Source organism: Chryseobacterium sp. HNCC26DJ240 (genome assembly GCF_057180485.1).
In genome coordinates, this window is record NZ_JBXUGK010000001.1 from 178,038 (window position 1) to 198,510 (window position 20,473).

At 35.8% G+C, this 20,473-nt stretch carries 19 protein-coding genes; 15 read left to right on the forward strand and 4 right to left on the reverse strand.

Translation table 11 applies throughout. The features are described from left to right. Window position 1: 1 nt before the first annotated feature. From AC2A1G_RS00880 to AC2A1G_RS00890, 3 genes are read left to right on the forward strand one after another with little or no spacing between them, the layout of a single operon-like run. Entirely contained in the window at window positions 2–424 is a 423-nt protein-coding gene (locus AC2A1G_RS00880; RefSeq protein ID WP_484045069.1) for a curli assembly protein CsgF, read from the forward strand. 6 nt (window positions 425–430) lie between these two features. Continuing rightward, on the forward strand, window positions 431–1,831 hold the full coding sequence (locus AC2A1G_RS00885) for a CsgG/HfaB family protein (RefSeq protein WP_484045070.1): 1,401 nt from the start codon (window positions 431–433) through the stop codon (window positions 1,829–1,831). Then, window positions 1,828–3,330 (forward strand): carboxypeptidase-like regulatory domain-containing protein, encoded by a 1,503-nt coding sequence (locus AC2A1G_RS00890; protein WP_484045071.1) that lies wholly within the window; start codon window positions 1,828–1,830, stop codon window positions 3,328–3,330. Before AC2A1G_RS00885 ends, AC2A1G_RS00890 begins: the two co-directional genes overlap by 4 nt. A gap of 88 nt (window positions 3,331–3,418) precedes the next feature. On the opposite strand, the gene AC2A1G_RS00895 is transcribed toward AC2A1G_RS00890, so the two are convergent. The 4 genes from AC2A1G_RS00895 to AC2A1G_RS00910 all read right to left on the reverse strand — a co-directional run bounded on the left by AC2A1G_RS00895 (window position 3,419) and on the right by AC2A1G_RS00910 (window position 7,700). Continuing rightward, complete coding sequence (locus AC2A1G_RS00895) at window positions 3,419–4,066, reverse strand: LuxR C-terminal-related transcriptional regulator (RefSeq protein WP_484045072.1); 648 nt, start codon at window positions 4,064–4,066, stop codon at window positions 3,419–3,421. Window positions 4,067–4,707: 641 nt separating this feature from the next. Then, window positions 4,708–6,267: an Rne/Rng family ribonuclease gene (locus tag AC2A1G_RS00900; protein ID WP_484045073.1), complete on the reverse strand. Its 1,560-nt coding sequence runs from the start codon at window positions 6,265–6,267 to the stop codon at window positions 4,708–4,710. 338 nt (window positions 6,268–6,605) lie between these two features. Beyond that, window positions 6,606–6,944 carry an HU family DNA-binding protein gene (locus tag AC2A1G_RS00905; protein ID WP_228417183.1) on the reverse strand — a complete coding sequence of 113 codons (339 nt, stop codon included), beginning with the start codon at window positions 6,942–6,944 and terminating at the stop codon, window positions 6,606–6,608. Window positions 6,945–7,028: 84 nt separating this feature from the next. Then, window positions 7,029–7,700, reverse strand: coding sequence for a LuxR C-terminal-related transcriptional regulator (locus AC2A1G_RS00910; protein ID WP_484045074.1), 672 nt, complete (start codon window positions 7,698–7,700; stop codon window positions 7,029–7,031). 182 nt (window positions 7,701–7,882) lie between these two features. On the opposite strand from AC2A1G_RS00910, the gene tssO (AC2A1G_RS00915) reads away from it, so the two are divergent. The 12 genes from tssO (AC2A1G_RS00915) (at window position 7,883) to tssD (AC2A1G_RS00970) (ending at window position 20,353) form a co-directional block, all read left to right on the forward strand. Beyond that, window positions 7,883–8,413, forward strand: a complete 531-nt coding sequence (gene tssO, locus AC2A1G_RS00915; protein WP_484045075.1) for a type VI secretion system TssO — start codon at window positions 7,883–7,885, stop codon at window positions 8,411–8,413. 17 nt (window positions 8,414–8,430) lie between these two features. Further along, window positions 8,431–8,952 carry a type VI secretion system TssO gene (gene tssO / locus AC2A1G_RS00920; RefSeq protein WP_484045076.1) on the forward strand — a complete coding sequence of 174 codons (522 nt, stop codon included), beginning with the start codon at window positions 8,431–8,433 and terminating at the stop codon, window positions 8,950–8,952. 30 nt (window positions 8,953–8,982) lie between these two features. Continuing rightward, window positions 8,983–9,891, forward strand: a complete 909-nt coding sequence (locus tag AC2A1G_RS00925) for a PKD domain-containing protein (protein ID WP_484045077.1) — start codon at window positions 8,983–8,985, stop codon at window positions 9,889–9,891. A 54-nt stretch (window positions 9,892–9,945) separates the two neighbouring features. Next, window positions 9,946–12,348: a type VI secretion system protein TssR domain-containing protein gene (gene tssR, locus AC2A1G_RS00930; RefSeq protein WP_484045078.1), complete on the forward strand. Its 2,403-nt coding sequence runs from the start codon at window positions 9,946–9,948 to the stop codon at window positions 12,346–12,348. 107 nt (window positions 12,349–12,455) lie between these two features. After that, the gene (locus AC2A1G_RS00935) at window positions 12,456–12,959 is read left to right on the forward strand and encodes a DUF4280 domain-containing protein (RefSeq protein WP_484045079.1); all 504 of its coding nucleotides are present in this window, start codon (window positions 12,456–12,458) and stop codon (window positions 12,957–12,959) included. A gap of 18 nt (window positions 12,960–12,977) precedes the next feature. Next, complete coding sequence (locus AC2A1G_RS00940) at window positions 12,978–15,950, forward strand: M23 family metallopeptidase (RefSeq protein WP_484045080.1); 2,973 nt, start codon at window positions 12,978–12,980, stop codon at window positions 15,948–15,950. A 19-nt stretch (window positions 15,951–15,969) separates the two neighbouring features. Then, window positions 15,970–16,773 carry a hypothetical protein gene (locus tag AC2A1G_RS00945; protein ID WP_484045081.1) on the forward strand — a complete coding sequence of 268 codons (804 nt, stop codon included), beginning with the start codon at window positions 15,970–15,972 and terminating at the stop codon, window positions 16,771–16,773. A gap of 7 nt (window positions 16,774–16,780) precedes the next feature. Beyond that, complete coding sequence (locus AC2A1G_RS00950; RefSeq protein WP_484045082.1) at window positions 16,781–17,281, forward strand: hypothetical protein; 501 nt, start codon at window positions 16,781–16,783, stop codon at window positions 17,279–17,281. Between the two features lie 62 nt (window positions 17,282–17,343). After that, on the forward strand, window positions 17,344–18,297 hold the full coding sequence (locus AC2A1G_RS00955; protein ID WP_484045083.1) for a hypothetical protein: 954 nt from the start codon (window positions 17,344–17,346) through the stop codon (window positions 18,295–18,297). A 138-nt stretch (window positions 18,298–18,435) separates the two neighbouring features. Further along, a complete protein-coding gene (gene tssD / locus AC2A1G_RS00960) occupies window positions 18,436–18,840 on the forward strand; it encodes a type VI secretion system tube protein TssD (protein ID WP_484045084.1) in 405 nt (134 codons plus the stop codon). Between the two features lie 466 nt (window positions 18,841–19,306). Beyond that, complete coding sequence (gene tssD / locus AC2A1G_RS00965; RefSeq protein WP_484045085.1) at window positions 19,307–19,711, forward strand: type VI secretion system tube protein TssD; 405 nt, start codon at window positions 19,307–19,309, stop codon at window positions 19,709–19,711. Between the two features lie 237 nt (window positions 19,712–19,948). Then, window positions 19,949–20,353, forward strand: coding sequence for a type VI secretion system tube protein TssD (gene tssD, locus AC2A1G_RS00970; protein WP_262151734.1), 405 nt, complete (start codon window positions 19,949–19,951; stop codon window positions 20,351–20,353). The last annotated feature ends 120 nt before the right edge of the window (window positions 20,354–20,473 follow it).

Sequence of the window (20,473 nt, forward strand, 5' to 3'; positions counted from 1 at the left end):
AATGAAACTCTTTTATACTACTACAATATTATTTCTATCAACAATCGGCTTTTCCGTAAACGGACAACAGCTGGTTTACAAACCCATAAATCCCGCTTTCGGCGGTGATACATTCAATTATCAATGGTTGCTGAGTTCGGCGGCTGCACAAAATCAATTTGACAACAATAATGGTCTTTCATCATTGTCTTCCAATTCAAATTCACTTTCAAACTTTACAGACAGTTTAAACAGACAGCTTTTAAGTCAGTTGTCCACAAAACTTTTTGGAAATCAGTTTGGAGAGGGCGAACTGAAACCGGGCACGTACGTTTTCGGCTCAATGTATCTTGAAGTAACACAGGCTAACGGAGGTCTTTTGATTAAAATTCTGAACACAAGCACCGGCGAACAATCTGAAATTGTAATTCCCGGACAAAACTAATTTACCATGAAAACAACATACAAATATCCAAAATTTTGGGTAGTATTACCTGTGTTTTTTCTGGTAATGATTGGGTGCAATTCGTTACTGAATTATCCCTCCCACAGCGAGAAATCTACTTTAGGTGAAACCACCAATTTTACTTCAAAAATAAAAAACTTACCGGAACCCAACGATAAAGTGGTGGTGGGAGTTTATAAATTCCGTGATCAGACGGGTCAATATAAAGCTGCTGATAACGGAGCCAACTGGAGTACGGCAATTCCTCAGGGAACAACTACTATTCTCATCAAAGCATTGGAAGACAGCCGATGGTTCAGACCTATTGAAAGAGAGAATATCGGAAACCTTTTAAATGAAAGACAGATTATCCGGTCTACCAGAAAAGAATATATGCCTGGCCAGATCAATGAATCGGGAAACCTTCCACCGCTTTTGTATGCAGGAATTATTCTTGAAGGAGGTGTAATTTCTTACGATACCAACGTCGTTACAGGCGGTTTGGGAGCAAGATATTTCGGAATCGGAGCTTCTACAAATTACCGTCAGGACAGAATCACGGTCTATCTCCGTGCGGTTTCCACGCAAAGTGGTGAAATTCTGAAAACTGTTTACACTTCAAAAACCATTCTTTCTACAGCCATCAGCGGAAGTTTTTTCCGGTATGTTGATACGGAAAGATTAATGGAAGCTGAGGTAGGAATTACCCAAAACGAACCGGTGCATCTTGCCGTTACAGAAGCTATTGAAAAAGCAGTTTATGGTTTGATTGTAGAAGGCGTGAGAGATAATATCTGGGGAAGTACAGTTCAGGATCCCAATAAATTCACCAAACTGATTACTGATTATAATGTTGAGCAGACCGACAACGATATGAATGTTTTAGGTAAAAAATTAGCAGACAATCAGCGGGCAAAAGTGTCGATGTACGGATTGGCAGAAGGAACTCAGATTCGTGGTGATTATGTAAATCCTAAAATGCATCCCGGTATAAAAGGTGGCTTAAAATATTTCGTAAGTGACCATTTTAATATCGACGGAAATGCAAGTTATTTCATTTTTGAAAATAAAAATATCTTCTGGCGACGGGCAATTGCTATGGATGCAAATGTTGAATACATGCTTCTCCCAAAAAGTAAACTCACTCCTTATGCTTATGGTGGTGTAGGCTCTGTATTTTACAGGGACAAAAATTACTTCAAATCTCAGTTTGGTGGAGGTCTTGAATACCTCATCAACCGCACATTTGCAGTACGATTGAATGCGCAGTACGATCTTGGCTTCAACGATGATTGGGATTTCAAGGTGCAGGGAACAAGAAAAGATCAAAGTGTGAGAATTGGTTTGGGACTTAATGTTTACCTCAACCGAAAATCTGCAAAACCTTTAAAAACAGTAAATCCATGAAAAAAATATTAAAATATATATTGATTTTAATGCTTGGCGTTTTGGCAAGCTGCAGCGAAGATCTTGTAGGTGAAAGCACCAAAGCAGTCATCAAAGGGACCGTTGTAAAAAAAGGAACCAACAATCCGATTGCCAATGTGAAAATTTCTACCAGCCCTACCACAACTACAGTTTTTACAGGTACAGACGGAAGTTTTACCATTACCGATGCTCCTGTCGGAGATTATTCTGTAAAAGCGGAATACACGGGTTATGTAACCAATTATCAGGGAATTAACCTGAAAAATGACGGGCAGACCGTAACTGTAGTTTTTGAGATGTCGGATGATTCAAGTTTAAATTCTTCACCTTCAATACCTCTTTTGGTAAGTCCGGCAGACAATTCTGTTGAGCAACCGTTATCACTCAATTTATCGTGGACGGCAACTGATCCCGAAAATGACAGCCTGAAATTTGATTTAATTTTGAAAAATGCCAATAATACTGTAGTTCAGAATATCAACGGGATTAAAGTAAAAAATTATAACGTTACCAATCTTCAGTACAACAATACCTATTTCTGGCAGGTAGCAGTTTCAGATGGGGTAAATCCTAAGGTTTTCAGTGAAACAAGACAATTTAAAACCGTTGTGACGCCTACCAACAGATTTCATTACGTGAAAAAAGATTCGAATGGAAATTATCACATTGTTTCTGCCAATGAATCCAATACGAACTTTAACCTAACAAGCAGTTCACAAAATTCTTTCAGACCAAGATTGAATAATGATGCCAACAAAGTAGCTTTTCTCAGAAATGTAGGCGGTAATTTTCAGATCTTTACCTCCAGAAGGGATGGCTCAGATATGATGCAGGTGACAACGCTTCCGGCAACAGGATTTAGTAATGCTGAAATTGATTTTTCATGGAATAAAGTGGGAAGTCAGTTGATCTACGCCAATTTTGATAAACTGTACAGAATCAATTCAGACGGTACAGGCCTTACTCAGATTTACTCAACTGCAGATGGCAGCCTTATTTCCGAATGCGACTGGAGCTATGACGGAAGTAAAATCGCCCTAAAAACCAATAATCTCAGCGGATATGGAGTGAAAGTTTTCATCATTAATATGTCAGGAACTGTAATTCAAAGTGTTTTAAGTGGAGTAAATGGTGGAGCAGGAGGTCTTAATTTCTCTGCAGACAGCAAGAAACTGCTTTACACGAGGGATATGGCAGGATTTGAAAACGTTCAGTACAGACAGCTTGATTCCAGAATTTTCATCTATGATTTTGATAACAATACACAGCAGGATATTTCTGCGATGAGCCAAAAAGTGAATGGAACGAATGACCTCGATCCAAGATTTTCGCCTAATGATGCTGAGGTAATTTTGGTGAATACTTCAAACGATAATATTTCTGTGCGAAATGTTATTAAAATTACCCTCACGGCTACCAACGGAAATTATCCTCGTGCAGTTCTTTTCACCGACGCAGAAATGCCGGATTGGGAATAAAACACAATAATTTCATACTTCAAAAAAAAGTCAAAACCAAAATGGTTTTGACTTTTTTAGTTGAGTAAGCTTTAAAAAACAAAAGCATCTATTCTATAATATTGTTTTCAAGTGCGTATTTTACGATTCCTACAGAATTTCTCACATTCAGTTTGGTCAAAATCTTTTTCCTGTGTGTTTCCACAGTGTTAATGCTGATGAAAAGTTTCCCGGAAATATCTTTACTGCTAAGACCGTCGCAGATCAGTTTTAGAATTTCTGTTTCTCTTTTTGTGAGTGAATCCTTCGCTTGGGTAGCTTCGAAATTTTTGCCGTTGCTTACAAAACTGATCATCTTTTCTTTGGCCTGAGAGCAAAGGAAAATTTCTCCGGTTGCCAAAGCCTGCAGACAGTCTGTAAACTCGTCAAAAGAACTTCTTTTGTCCAGATAAGCTGTAATTCCTTTGTTGAAAAGTTTCCGGATGGAAGTGACGTCGTAATCGTTTCCTATAATGATAATTTTCAGGCGGGGATTATTTTGTTTCATCTCTTCAGTAACCTGATAGATTTCAGATAACACCATCATATTCGAGCTGAACATCAGCAAATCAAACTCGCCGGTCTTCAGATATTCCTGTAGGTTATAAGGACAACTACAAACCTGAATTTGATTAATAAATTTTGTTTGATAGAGAAGTTTAGAAAGACCTTCTGCGTAGATTGCAGGCTGATCAAAGATTATTAAATTTGATTTCATCTAGGTGTGCGTTAGAAGTTTTTAAAATTAATAAAATTTATTTAATTGGCAAATATTTAATAAAAATATTATATAAAAATAATTATATTATGGTATATTTTAATATTTAACCAATGATAAAGGAAAAATATAAATTCTGAATCACAATGCAAAAGCTTTCTAATAAAAGGTTTTTAAAAGATTGTTATATTAATGCTAAAATGGATATGCATGTTGGATTTTGTGCTTCAAGATTAGCAAAATTTAATTTTAATTCTATGTAATTTAAAAATTGAGTTCTTTGAATAAAATAGCTTTTACAAAAACACAGGTCTAAAATCAGGTTTAAAAATATTTTCGGTTCTAATCTGAGAGCCTGTAGGATCGGGGAAATAAATTTTGATGGAATTTAAACAGGTAAACTTAAAATACATTTAACTTTAATATGAAAAAGAGTTTCCAAAACCATTTTGTTTAAGCTGAGTGATCATGTCTGCTGGATTTTAAAAGAAGCAATTTCAATCACAATTTTCTGTGTGTAACAGGTCAGGATTTCGGTTGCAATCGTGATATAATAAATTAAATTTGAACTGAAGCATTTGACGGAAAATGCAGATCAAAACAAAATCCGTCTCAAATGAGAGACGGATTGTAGATTTTGCTTAGTTCGAGTAACTTGCGAGCTCTTCTTTTTTAGAATTATAAACCTTGTATTCAAGGTATTTATAAGAGTCTCTTGGGATGATTGTTACCCATTTTTTGTACTTGATGAACCATTTCATCTGAATACTTTTAATTCCTTTCGTAAGATAAGCCTCCACGAATGGATGTACATGCAGGAAGAGTTTTCCTTTTTCTTTTTGTAGAATCGTTCTCAGGGTATCACCCATTTTTTCAACGATTACGATTGGTGCAACGATTTCACCGTCTTTATTCGGGTTTTCTTCGCTGGTTTCAATCTGTTTTTCGGGGCGGTTTCTTTGTCTGGTAATCTGGATCAGTCCAAACTTACTCGGAGGAAGAATTTTATGACGGGCCTTGTCTCTGCTCATTTCATTACGGAAATGCTCGTATAGCTCTTTTCTGTGCTCGGGATTCGTCATGTCGATAAAATCAACAACGATGATCCCTCCCATATCACGAAGCCTAAGCTGTCTTGCAATCTCTGTAGCAGCCATTTTGTTGACATTTAGGGCGTGCTCGCGGTTGGCGGTGTTTCCAAGGCTGATGTTGTTGCCGGAGTTCACGTCTACCACGTGCAAAGCTTCAGTATGTTCAATTACCAGATAAGCACCTTTCGAGCTTGGGATATTTACATGTTTCCCAAAACTCTGTTTCATCTGCTTTTCTACGTTGTAATGTTCCAAAAGAGGAATGTGTGAACCGTGAAACTGCACAATGTTTTTACGTTCCGGAGCGATGACTTCGAGGTATGCCTTCATTTCAGAAACCATCTGTTCGTCATCACAAATGATATTCACAAAGTCCTGATTAAAATTATCTCTAAGGATTGCAGACGCTTTATCGTCTTCGCTCAGGATCTTTGAAGGAACCTTATTTTTCTGAATGTTTTTAAAAGTGCTTTCCCATTTCTGAACCAATTGATTCATGTCATTATGAAGATCGGCAACTTTTTTACCCTCAGCTACAGTACGGATAATAACACCGAAACCTTCAGGTTTAATACTGTCAATAAGGGTTTTCAGACGTTCTTTTTCTTCCGTAGTTCTGATTTTTTTGGAAACCGAAATTTTGTTGTCGAAAGGTATAAGTACTAAAAACCGTCCTGTGAGAGATACTTGTGTAGAAATTCTGGGGCCTTTTGTAGAGATTGGCTCTTTGGTAATCTGCAGGATTACGATGTCATCTTTTGCAATTACTTTGTCTACAATTCCGTTTTTGTCGATTTCGGGTTGAATTTCAAAATTCTTCAGACTTGAAGAACTCTGTTTTTTCGAAATGCTGTCTTTCAGGAATTTTTTATAGGTAAGAAACTGTGGCCCAAGATCCTGATAATGCAGAAATGCATCTTTATCGTAACCGATGTTTACAAATGCTGCATTAAGATTCGGAGCCAGCTTTTTTACTTTTCCGATGAACAGGTCGCCTACTACAAAGTCATTTTTGTCTTCTTCCTCATGAAGTTCGCAGAGTTTTCCGTCTTCCAGCAAAGCAATTTTGGTAAAATCGTCTTCATGCGAAACCAACAGTTCTTTCTTCATTTTGTTGTAAGATATTTTTTTAGATTGAGGATTTTTTAGAAATCTTAATTTTTAAAATTACTAATAAAATTGTTAAATTATTGAAAAATCTTTAACGAATTTTTTCAATATCCTCAGTATCACACTTTGCACAAACAAAAATATAGTCGGTGATTATTTATAAAAATAAAACACCAACTATATTATTATATTATAAATCCCGACGGAGATTATTTCTTCTTATGTCTGTTCGCTCTTCTTCTTTTCTTTCTCTTGTGAGTCGCTACCTTGTGTCTCTTTCTTTTCTTTCCGCTTGGCATAATTTTAATTTTTTAATAACTAGTTAATATTCTATTAATTTATTTTACTGCAACTTTAGTTTTTACTTTCTCCACAAAAGATTTTGATGGCTTGAAAGCAGGAATATTGTGTGCAGGTATTTCGATTGCAGTGTTCTTAGAGATGTTTCTTCCCGTTTTTGCTGCTCTGGTTTTAACGATGAATGATCCAAAACCTCTTAAGTAAACATTATCACCATTGTACATAGAAGTTCTGATTTCTTGCATAAACGCCTCTACAACTTTCTGTGTTTCATTCTTTTCTGTTCCCAATTTATTTGAGATGGTGTTTACCAATTCTGCCTTTGTCATTTCCTGTATAATTTTAAATTTTAGGTGTGCAAATTTAGTTAAAAAAATTGAATATTAGCAAATTAGTGAAAAATATTTTTAGTTTTCCAAGATGAATATGAGGTGAAGGATATGTGAAATATTCTTTAATTATTACATGCTGCTGTTGTAATATCCGTTCTCTACGCAGAATCGGATGAGGTGCAGTTTGGTTTTAAGACCCAGTTTTTCTGTAAGTCTGTTGATGTAAGTGTCGATTGTGCGGGTGCTGAGATTCAGTTTTTCTCCTATTTCCTTATTACTGAAGCCTTCATAGCAGAATTTCATCAACTGTATTTCTGAGGGTGAAAGCTCATCCTGACTGTTTTTTTGCCTCGTCATATATTCCTGTACAGATAGCGGTTGCTGCTTCCATTGTTCTGTATAAGCAGCATAGTCGAAGAGTTCCGCTTTTGTCATGCCTTTGATGATATCTCTAATGATCAGACTGTTTTTCTGGCAGTAGTAAACATTCGGGATTTCGGATAGAATCTCTGCAATATCTTCCTGGTACATCCCGGAATAGGTGATGATGGGGGTTTCGGTATTGTTTTTACGGATGATTTTAATGGCTTCAAGACCACTTAAGACTGGCATGAAAAGCTCAATAATGAAGACATCTTCCTGACGGCGGTAAATTCTGTTAATCAACTCGTGGCCATTGTTGCAGTCGTTCAGCAACATGTAAAACGGATTGTCTAACAATGATTTTACCATTATTTTTTTAAAGTAATAATCACTGTCCGCAATAGAAAACCGAACGGTGCTGGCGATAATTTTATTCATTTAATGTTTCTGTGGTTTGGTGAGCACAAATTAAGAAAAATCTGCGAAATCCATAGAAAAAACTTTATTAAATACTTTTTAAAAAGATAAATCTTCCATGAAAACAATAATTAATAATAATTTTTTTTGTGAGTTTGTTTTTTTTTTATAATTTTCAGCTACCAAAAAACCAAATACATAATATGTCTGTTTACAATAGTAAAAAACTAAACAGAAGTGACGTTCGCACAGGGATCTTGCGATTTGTTATTTCATTTATTGTTCTCTCTGCTGTTTCCTTTACAGCAGTTTATTTCTTTTTCAAAAGTTATGATACACAAAGAGCAGGTATTGCCAAAGAAGTAAGGGATTACGAAGAACTTCTCAACAAAAATCAGCTTCTTAAAATCTCTCTTGACAGTATTCAGTACAACATGTCACTTCTGGGATCAAATCAGGTGGAAAATGACTTTTATCTGCGTGAATCTGTTATGCGCAAAATGCGTGAAGCAAAAGCCATCATGGGTGAAGACAGCGCAACAAATTTCAAACACTACAATGTTCTCATCAAAAAAGTAGATCAGATGCTTTTGCTTAAAAGCAATATAATTACTGCTAATAATGATGAGCAGTCAATTCTCAGGCTTTTAAATAATTGCCAGAACAAAGATCAGCAGATTATTGGTGCTCTTAGAAAGGATCCTTCACGTGTTTTTACAGGACGGAGACGTTAATTTTTTAAAATTAAACTATGCAGGCTCACATTACATTATCAAAACAGGAAAAACGCTATCAGTTTTTGTACTTAATTCTGATGCTTTTTTTGGCGCTTATACTTTTGGGTATTATATTTTTAAATCATTTCAGATCGCCGTTTTCAGAGGCAGATATACTGAAGGTGCAGACTTTAGAACAAAAAAATAAATTTGATATTCAGCAAAAAATCACACAACCCATTGTGGATAGTACTTTTGCCAAAATAGCTTCGCTGTCAGAAAAAAATCCCGATCCGGTGAAGGAAAGTCAGATTGACTATGATATCAGCACAATTAAAAATTCTTTTGAGAACGCAAGTATTAATGATGACAGAAAAGTGGGATATCCCGTAATTGCTGAATTCTATAAAATGTTTCTTGAAGACAAAAAATGGCTTGCCAAGAAAAAAGAAAACGTGATCAAATACGAAAGAGAGTACGAAGAATGTACTATTGGCTTTCAAAAAAATAAAGATCAGCTCATCGACCGCAGAAATTCTTATAACAACCGCAAATAACAAACACAAACTATATTATAAAAATTTATTATGAACTATTTTCAGAAAAACAGAACAAACATCGTTATCGGTGTTATTGCGACATTGCTCATTGCGGCACTGATTGCATTATGGTTCCAGAAAAAAACGATAAATTCTGCCGACGATATTGTTGCAGAAGTTTATCCTAAAACGGTGAATGTAAGTGATAGTTTGTTTTTTGCAGACAAAACCGCTTTTGCGAAAACAAAAAGATGGGATTTTGGTGACGGAAGCACTTCAGATAAATCAAATGGAGTACATTTCTATAAAAAACCAGGCTATTATCAGGTTACTTTGATTATTGACAATAAATATTCTAAAAACTTCGGAATTTTAGTTTCTCAGCAGCAAGCTGTCAAAAATGACAGCGTTGCTTCGTTCACGAGGATCGATGCCGTTTCACAGGCGCGGCAGTTTGAAAATGTACAGTTTAAAGCTATTTCAGACGCTAAACAATTTACTTGGAGGTTTGGGGAGACAGGAAATATCGATTCAAAAGACAAACTCGCTTATTTTACTTATTCAAAACCTGGAAATTATGTTGTCACACTTTCCACAGACGAAAATACAGCACCCATCCAGCATGCAATTACAATTTTACCTGCCTATGATCAACTGGATGATGCAGAACTGAAAATTGAAGATAATTATCAGAAGATGGATAACGATTTTAAATACCGTCTTCAGCAGATCGCCAACGGAAACAGTTTTAATCTGAATTACAACTATCTTCTGAATAAGTATTTGTGCAATAACGAAAACGCAACTGTAAGTGTGAATGACAGTAAAATCAATAACTTTTACCTTTATTGCGCCGGTTTACAATTTGATAAAAATAATGTAATACAAACTGTGAAACTTAATTTCGACGATTCACAAAACTGCGTTACCAAAGTAGAAATCAACCAATCCAAATAATAAATACAGCAAAACTGATTCTGTTTTGTTATACCACTCATAAAGATCATTAAGATGAAAAATAAACTTCCTCTTGCCGCCTATTATGCAGGAATAGGCATGTTGCTCACAGCCTGCAGTGTAAAACTTCCCTCTACAAAAACTCCAGATCCTGAAAGATATGGGCATATAGATATGAATCCCGTAGTAAATGGATTTCCAAAGAAATCTGTTCCGTGGATTGTTATTTCAGACCGCTCAAGAAATACGGCCTACATCGATAAAAATGATGAGAAATCATATAAAGATGTGAAATTTTTAGAACCTCTGATGGTTTTGAAAAAACGTGACGGAATGCTGAAAGTAGCAGAGTATAATGCCAATGCGCTGATGACCAAAAAAGTGGCTCCAAAATCAGTTAAAACGTACGGGTGGATCCCGGAATCTGAACTTTTGCTTTGGACTTCTTCTCTGAAAAGCGAAAAAACCGGTTATCCTGTAAGAGTAGCTGTACTTCCCAGCAGTAGTGATGTCATCCGTACTTCTGAAAATTATTACAAAAACGATTCAATTTTAGTTTTTAATTCTCCCGCTCTCACTGAAGCTGCTAAAGTAAAAATTCCAAACGGACAAATGGTTTATGTTTATAAACAGGCAGAAAACAACAAGAGATTTTTGGTAGGTAAAAAACCTACTTTAGATATTGACAGCATTAGCAGTGGGCTCTACGGTTGGGTTAGCTCAAACGTAATTTCGTCATGGGGTGAAAGATCTGCTGTTAAAATGAAAAATACTGCTGGTATAAAAGAATCAGCTTTGGGAATACATGAAGGTGCTCCTGGTGTAGATTCTACTGGAGACAGAACTGCAGTATTGCTTACAGATGTCAACAAAAGACCGCCGCTGGAAAATATTTTCCCTGTCACATTAACTTTAAGCGGAACCGAAACGCCACAGTATAAGACAAAATATTTTACCAATGTTTTAGATTACAGTAATAATTACGTTTTTAACGTTTTGGGTGAGCCGGTTTATTTTGACAGATATAAAGAAATTACTGAGAAAAGCAGAAAATTAAACATTGTTTTTGTTCTTGATATAAGTCCATCCAATGCTTCGTATGCTCCTATTGTAAAATCTCTTTTACAGGATTTGCAGTTGAGATTTGAGAAACCTTCTTATTTTAATGAAGTAAAATATGCTTCAGTTTTGTATAAAAACAATTCTTGTGGCGAAAATGTTGCTCCTTCAGGTCTGTCGGCAGATTACAATATCATTACAAAGTTCATCGACGATAAGATGAATGAAATGAATTGCCCAGGAAGCAACACCAATCAACCTCTTACGGAAGGACTTACTGCAGCAGGAAATCTGCTTTCAGGAGTTCCCGATGAGACTAATATTGTAGTTACAATAGGTTCTTCAGCAAGCCGCAGTGGAAATATGTACAATGTCATCAATTCTCTTACGCTGGCTCAGGCCCGTCTTATTATGTTCCAAACCAATGCGAGATCGGCTGATACTTATAATGATTTTGTACTGATGGCAGAAAATATTGTAACCAATACTGCTAAAAATTCTGCAGAGCTTAAAAAGCAGAAAATCATCGATCAGAAAGACGTTTTGACCAAAAATAATTTCAATCTGGTAGAAGGTGATGAAGGATTTTATTCTTTAGATTTTCCTAAGCAAAGTATGTCTCAGGGATTTGTGATTTTCCCTAAAAAAGGAGATATAGCAGCACCGGGATATTTGAAAAAATCAGTTGACAGCCTTATTGCACAGGTAAGTTTAGATAACCAAATTATTGACGAATCACTTCACAAAAACTTTCATTCTTCTGTAGGAGCGGGGCATACTGATGTAGATTTTAAATACAAATATTTATATCCTGGTCTTATCAACCCGGTACCATACGGTATTGCGGCTCAGTTAATCAATTACGGAAATCCGTTTTTGGCTAAAGGTTATATTCCAAAAGAGCTGAGAGATTACAAACAGGGATTAGAAAAAGGAATTTTGATTTCAGACAAAGAATATGATCAGCTTAAAAACTTTTATCAGGAAGTTTATGAAAATACTGGAGCAGCACGTACAGATTTTAAACAGTCCAAAGCTGTAAAAGAATATGTGAAATTGCTGAAAAAATACAATCCGACTTTAGAGTTTGCTAAAGATGTTGATATCTATGAGCAACCAATGGCTTACGCAGTTGGTATTTCTACAGGTTTTGATCTTACTGAAGAGGAGATGATGGCAAAATACAAACTCAAAGCGTGGAAAAAATCTGATATTATTGATCCTGCTGCAGCAAAATCGTATTTCAAGCAATACAAACTTTTGTCTGAAAGAATGCTTACTCATAGAAATAATTCGGCAGTTAAAATTCAACATAACGGGCAGACATTTTACTGGTTGAATGAGTATTTTACGCCAACAATGCTTCCAACTCAGGAACCGAAATACAATAAGCATTAAAATTTATATCTAATTCAATAATAATATGTTAAAACGGAAATTTTTGTTTCCGTTTTTTTTATGTTAAATAACTTTTATTTATCTTTGAGTACCAAATTTCGCAAAATATGTCTACTCAATCATCATCCCATGATGGCAAACACTTTGTCGTTCAAAAGGGAACGTGTCAGTGTGACCAAGGGGATCTTTTTCCTCAACATATCGTAAGTGTTCACCAAAAACATTACTGGAACGATTCTGCGGGAGAATCAGATTATCTTGCTGTGACTGAAGACGACTTGCAGTTTAATCCGTCAGGTCCAAGTTTCGGAAAATGCAAACTGAAGCCAAGTTCGGGAGGTTATCTTCCATGCGCTTATGGTCCTGCCGGAAAATGGCAAAAAACGTATGATAAAGTTTTGGTGATGGGTAAGAAAGCAGTCACAGAAATTTCTGAATTACAATGCACTACGGGAGGGAAAATTACTATTAAAGATCACGGCCAGCGTGGTGAAATGAGTAAAAGTAATGTGAAAAATGCTGATGTAAAAACGGCTCAGCACATTAATCCTTTGGTGGATATGAATGACTATCAGGAAACTGTTTCAGAAAGTGAAATAGACGCTTATTAACCTAATTTTCTTTTCACCATGTCAAAAAAAGGAGTTTCAAGAATTTCAGGAAATGCTTCACCAAAAATTGGAGAAGCTACCACTTATACTATTACAGATTGGTACCCAGCGACCCCGCAAAACCAGAGAAATTCAGCCAACGTTACTTGGGAATTATTTAAAAAAAGAGAAAACGGCAGATTTACAACGACCAACATCAAAAAAACTGGTGTTGGAACTTTTACTTTTGGGGAAGTTGCACATCGCCATACTTACAGAATCGAGGCTTACCTCTACGAATCTGAAGGCGATGGTGCTTCAACGATAGAAGTCAATCCTCAACCGGCAGTCGTTCCAAGAATTAATAAAGTAGAATTAAAATATGTTGACGATACGCCCGGAACGACTTTCAGCTATACAGAAAAGCTTGTGGCAAGTGCTGAAACGACTAATCTCGGAGGTGAAAAACTGAAATTCAGTCTTTGGGAGGATGATTCTACCGGAGATGGTCACAATTCAAGAAATCTTTTAATCGAAAACAAAGAAGCAACCGTAAACAGACAGGGAACTGCCACGGCAGAATTTATGTTAACAAGAGCTTTGATGCAAAAAGCAATGCAGGGAGAAACCGATCCCGGAAAATTGGAGTTTTATGTCACAGTAGAATATTTTTCGCACAACAAACATGCTACAAACAACGTAAATGTAGACAACCCACTTCGTACACCGCCAAGACCTCAGCCAAGACCCACAACGAATAATCAACCTGCCCAAAACGCGAGTGGAAACGGAAATACGCCACCACGGGCTCAGAATTCTCCGGCTGCTGAAAAACCACAATCCCAAAAAGAGGAAAAGGGAATTATGGACAACGTACGCAACTGGTGGAATAATCTTGAACTTTGGGACTGGGGCGAAGCGAGAGGTACGGTGAAGCCTCAGCAACCGCCAACACCACCAGCAGCTGGAGGAAGAACGGTGAGCATCGTTCAGGAATCTACCGTTGAAGATGTAATTGATGCTTATTTTGCTAAAAAAGAATTTACAAAGCAAACGGGTGAAGCAGCAGGAACTTTCGAATATACCATTGGCAGCAATAATAACAAAACTTCTACGGATGCAGAGAAAACAAGAATTGCCAATATAATTCTTGCGAAACCAAACGTAAAAGGATTAGCCTCCAAAAAGGAATATACTACACTGGAAGCTATAAAAGCTGGTCTAACAAAGGATGTTTACAATAAAGATGAAAAGGTAACTTTTCAGACATTTAAATTAGGTGAAGAATTTAAGAAAGTAAATAGCGCACCATTAGATGCAAAACTGTATCTGGTAGCAAAAACTTCAGGTTTAAACGGAAAGCAGGCGACCATCATTATGAAAGAAAAGGATGGTTTAATTAAAGGCTCTGCAGATGCTGTACTTCCGGCTTTACAACTTACAGAAGAAGAAATGCAAGCTGCGACGCCAACTTCGGGAGAAGTACCGGGAGTTGAAAAAACAGAATTCAAGGGAACAGTTGAAAATGGTCTGGTTAAAATACCAATTCATTTGAGACCGAAATCTGCTGAAGAATTGGGTGAGTGGCAGAAAAAAATAACGAAAGGAAAACAGGATGGAACGCATCGCTACACAGTTAAAAATCCTTTTACAATATCTGGTGATCTCGATAAAATTGCAGAAACTATTGAAAAGAAAAGCAATGAGGCACTTGGCCAGACCCACAGAGTTTACAAGAGTGATATTGTTCCACTTCTGAGGGATGGTGCAAGTTATAATACGACCAACTCATTTGAATTTCCGAAGTACAAAAGAGAGGCAGAATTAGTATATTTAAACGTTCAGGCTCAGGGCCAGAAACAACATAATAAAAATTTCTTAAAAACCGACGGAGCTTATTTTGTTGTCGGAAAATCAAAAGAGATTATTTTTCCATTAAGGGTAAAACCTGAAAATGATCTGGAACATAAGTGGGAAAGAAATTATTACTGGGCAGCGGCACAGGGAGCTAACCAGACAACATTCAGATCCAATAGAGGTGGCGGAACCAGAAAACATGCTGGAAGAGATCTTTATACCAATCCGGAAACTGCTGTAGTAGCAATTTGTAAAGGAAAAGTATTGGATGTAGGAGGATTTTATGCGCAGACCGATCAGATTACTGTTCTGCATGAAACCAATGATGGTAGAAAATTTGTTATCAGATATGGTGAATTGGCACCGAACAGTATAAAACTAAAAGCTGGTGACGATGTTACCCAAGGGTTGGAGTTAGGCGTAACCGGACATTTGGTGGGGATTACGGTCATCAGTGGTCACACTATTTACATGTTGCATTTCGAGCATTTTACAGGTGAAAAAGGGTATGATCTTGCAACAAGATTAACGACGAGCGACGTTCCGTTTTTGAGAAGAACCGATTTGGTAGACTCTTTGGAAATTTTACAGGAAGGATATAGAAATACCTTCGGGGAAGATACTGGTGACGGGCAATTGTTTACAGTAGAAGATGGCAGGGAAGCTATTCAGGAACTTTATAACAGATACAAAGACAGTAAATGGAACTGGAAGTGGGAAGGTTCTGAAACTGAAGTAGAAGTTACAGGTAGAGATTTGGTGAAAATCGTTGAGAAAATGTACAGATTAGAAACTGCTCATTTCGGCTCAAAACAATACCAAAACTGTGGAACAGGAGGTATGGAAGTTTTTGGCGCAGCGCCATACTATGGATGGGATTCTACGCTCTTCACAGAACAACCGGTTGGAACATGGAGTGCATTTGAAGGTGCAGGTCTGAGTGGTGCAGGCGGAAATGCACAGGTCACAGATAAGAAAAAAGAGTTTGTTAAACTACCTTCAGTTATTGCCGGTATGGAATACAAGGCCAAATACATTATTAAATATAACGGTAAGTATGAAAGATGGTTTAACGCAACCGATACTACCGCCCAATCTGCTTACAGAACTTCTTTAGTAAACGTTCGGGCAAGATTTTTAGATGCAATTGAATAACGATATTTAACAGAATTATATGAAACAAATCCTAATTGTATTCTTTACACTTCTCATGTTAAACTGCCAGAAAGCAGCTGACAAAACAGAAATCACAGAAGCGGTACAAAAAATAGAAAATTCTGAAACTAAAAAAGATTTTACTGAAGAGTCTAAACTTGATTGCGAAGGGTTTTTTAAGAAAATTGTACTTTCAAGTAATCTTGCAGCACTTAAAAGTTACAAAGATATTTTCCTCAGAATTGAAGATATTTCTGAAACTAAAATCGTTCTGGAGATATACGTAAAAAATACAGATAGTGAAGGATCTGTAGGTACACGCATCACTGAAAATACAGTCGCCTGGCTTCATTTTTTACCTGATAGCGATAAACTTCTCGACATTACATCTGATCCTGAAGATCCAATGGTGTTGAGTTTTGATAAAAATATTCTCAAAGATTCTGATTACAGGAACATCTGTGGACTGAGTGAAAAAAAAATACAGAATAAATCTGCTCTCACAGCCAATGTTGATTGTAAAGAAATCAAGGGTACAATGCTTCAGGGCGAGGAATGTGTGATTTCTGATGCTTCTTTAGAGAAAGTTTATGAGGAAATTATACAAAAATCTCTTGTTAAGGATGCTCAGTTTCTTCTAAAAAAACTGCCAAAAATTGGAACTACACAAAAAATTGACAAAAACGGAATTATTGACATCAAATACAAACCAGGCAACAACAAAATCGACATCGAAATGTTTTATGAAGGTGGAATTACTGAGATTCATTTGGTAAAACAAGGTCAAAATGTAAAGAGACAGATAGTCTATAATCTGGATTAAGTTTTTGATGAATAATAAAAGATTTTACCTTATATTTTCATTGACAGCTCTCATTTCCTGTGAAAAAACAGCATCGGAAAAGCATGAGTCAACCATAGATTCTTCATTGGATAAAGTTGCAGTCAAATCACAAACAGATTTGGACGACTCATTAATTGATCGGAAAAAAATACAGGTAATTAAAAAGAAAAATGCAGATTGGTTCGGAAATTATTCCTGCAATTTTCTCAGAATAAAAGAAGAATCGGGCGATCCCAGAGGTTGGGGAATGATTTATATTGACGTGAAAAGGGAATCGGCAACATTTAAATTAGAATCCTATATCGAGCAAATTTCAAAAGAATTGATTATTTTAAATCAAAATGACTCCGAAATTATTTTGTCATTAAAAAACCAAAAAGATTCAACCTTTATCATTCATAAAAAGGAAAATCAATATTTTCTGAAAAGCAATTACATTGATAAAACGGTTGGTGCAAAAGAAACTTATCTTTTAATAAAGAAATAAATTAGAAAAAGAGGTTCAGAATTTGTTGCCTGTTTTTACACATCAATTCTGAAAATTAAGGCATGATTATTCATTTTATTTTGCCAGGCGAAACACTGGAAAACATTTCGAAAAAGATTAAACTTGAAAATCCGGTTTACCTGAAAGAATTTCACAATTCACACTGTGTGCCGTATGATTTCATACAGGATGATCTGTTGCCGGGCAGAAAACTACTCATCCCTGACCTCAATAAAGTGAGTTTTTACAACTCCAAAAATGATGCACCTTTCAAGCTTGCCAACCGTAATCCCAAAATCAGTTTTAATCCCGAAAATCTTAATAAAAGCTACCAAGTATCGGTTGTACAAACTTCAGAAACCGATGGTAGAAAGAAAGTTTCTGAATTTTCTTACACCATAAATCTGCAATGGAAAGGTAAGGTCGGAAATATACATTATTTTAATTTTTCAAAGACTGAAATTAAGGAGCAGAACCAGACAAAAATGTCTACGCTTGCCGCTGCATGTACTCAGTCGATTAATCCAATAGAATTGGCAGTTTCGGAGAACGGAAAGCTTCTTGAAGCAAAACTTAATGATGAGGTGAAAAGAAAATTCCATTATATAAAATCTGGTCTTGAAGATCAGTTTCCTGATGAATTTGCGAAGATTTATTTGGATAAATTTGAATTCAGCATCTCAAATAATCAGATTTTTAATGATAAAATGAATGGTGACTGGTTTTTAAAAACCTATTTCGCCCAGTTCAGAAAGCACTTCGTTAATGGTACGTCAGAATACCCAATGGCTTTTTCATACTTGCCGCTCACGCTCTTGCAGGAAGGATTTCAGGATGATCATATTGTTCTTAATTCTGCTTTGAAAAATCAGGAAGATCAAATTAGATTTACCTCAGAATATCATCTCGATGGAGAAAACGGAATAATTCAGAATTACCGTTTTACCCTTGTGGAAAAGGAATTTGGAACTTTATACACCACTGTTTTTAAAGCCAGAGAAATAGAAAAGTCGTAGAACTACTACACAAAATCGTAGAATTACTACAAAATCTGAGATAATTGATTTTTAGGATTAATTTTTAAAAATGTGGTTCTATCTTTGGAATACCAAAAACAACAGATCACAAAATATTAATTTTAAAAATTTACAATTATGGCACTTAATTCAAGAGGAATCTTAAAATTCAACGGAGGCGAAGGACAGAAATTATTAAAGCTTAATTACAGCGTTTCGAGATCTACAGATGTTTCAGGACGTGTAGCTTCAGATCCTTCCAATGCAATCATCAAAGTAACCGTAGAAGCAACAGAAAAATCAGATATTCTGGAATCTCTGCTTAACGGAAAATACAAGCCAACAACAGGAGAAATCACGTTCAACAAATCTCACGAAGAAGGAACATTGATTACTTTGAATTGGGAAAACGGTTATGTGATTCAGCACGCCGTTGATTTTGATGCCACAGATGAAAATTCAATGTACGTAAGTTTCATAATCACTGCAGAAAAAATCAATTACGGTAATTCTGCTTACGAAGGTCTTTGGCCAACGGTATAAAAAAGAAATCATCAGAGTTTTATAGTTATTAAGGGAAGAAGACCGCCGAATTCGTTTGGCGGTCTTCTTATTTTTAAAGATTTTTTTATTGTAAGTAATTATAATTAATACCTTGTATTTCATTATTAAGTTTACACCTTTGTATAACTTAAAACGATTACAATTTAATATTCATTGTTTCCCTTTGCGGTAAAATAGATATTATTACAAATAGCAAATATTCAAAAAAATCCAACTGAGATTTAGAAATATCGGTATGATGTTAAAGTTTTATCTGAAATTTAAAGTAGATAATTTTTACAATTCTGAGATTTAATTTCCCGTATCGTAATTCTACTACACAAAATCGTAGTTCTACTACAAAATCTCAAATAATTGATTTTTAAGGTCTCTAAATCAAAATGTGGTTTTATCTTTGAATTATTAAAACAAACAATTACAAATATTAATTTAAAAATTTTACATTATGGCACTTAATTCAAGAGGAATCTTAAAATTCAACGGAGGCGAAGGACAGAAACTTTTAAAAATGAACTACAGCGTTTCAAGATCTACGGATGTTTCAGGACGTGTGGCTTCAGACCCTTCAAATGCCTTAATCAGAGTAACTGTAGAAGCTACAGAAAAGTCTGATATTTTAGAATCTTTGTTAAACGGAAAATATAAGCCAACAAGCGGAGAAATCACTTTCAACAAATCTCACGAAGAAGGTACATTAATCACTTTAAACTGGGAAAACGGTTACGTTATCCAACACGAAGTAGATTTTGACGGTACAGATGAAAACTCAATGTACATCAGTTTCGTGATCAGTGCAGAGCAGATCAATTATGGCAATTCTGCTTACGAAGGTCTTTGGCCGTCAGCTTAAAAAAGAAATCATCAGAGTTTTATAGTTATTAAGGGAACGAAGGCTGTCGGAATTATTCGGCAGCCTTTTTAGTTGTGAAAATCTGATAATTAATGTTTAACAGTTTTTATGATTTGGAATCGTAGTTCTACTACAATTTTCGAAAAATGTCTCTTCTAAGCCATAATTCTTATTATATGGCTTTATCTTTGAGGTAACCACAACAATACAGAATATTAATATCAAAAAATTTACATTATGGCACTCAATTCAAGAGGAATCTTAAAATTCAACGGCGGTGAAGGACAGAAATTACTGAAACTGCATTACAGTGTTTCAAGATCGACAGACGTTTCAGGACGTGTGGCATCAGATCCTTCCAATGCAATCATCAAAGTTACGGTAGAAGCAACAGAAAAATCTGATATTCTGGAATCTCTCCTTAACGGAAAATACAAACCAACAACAGGAGAAATTACTTTCAACAAATCTCACGAAGAAGGAACTTTAATTACTTTAAACTGGGAAAACGGTTACGTAATCCAGCATGAAGTAGATTTTGATGGTACAGACGAAAACTCAATGTACGTAAGTTTCGTGATCACAGCAGAAAAAATCAACTATGGAAACTCTGCTTACGAAGGGCTTTGGCCATCATCTTAACAGCAGAAAATCAGTTCCGCAAAAATCAAAATTTAAAAAGAATAGCATGCTTGTAAAAAGTGGGCTATTCTTTGGTTAAGGTGATTTCAAATGATTCAGGATTTCGGTCTGTGCATCTTT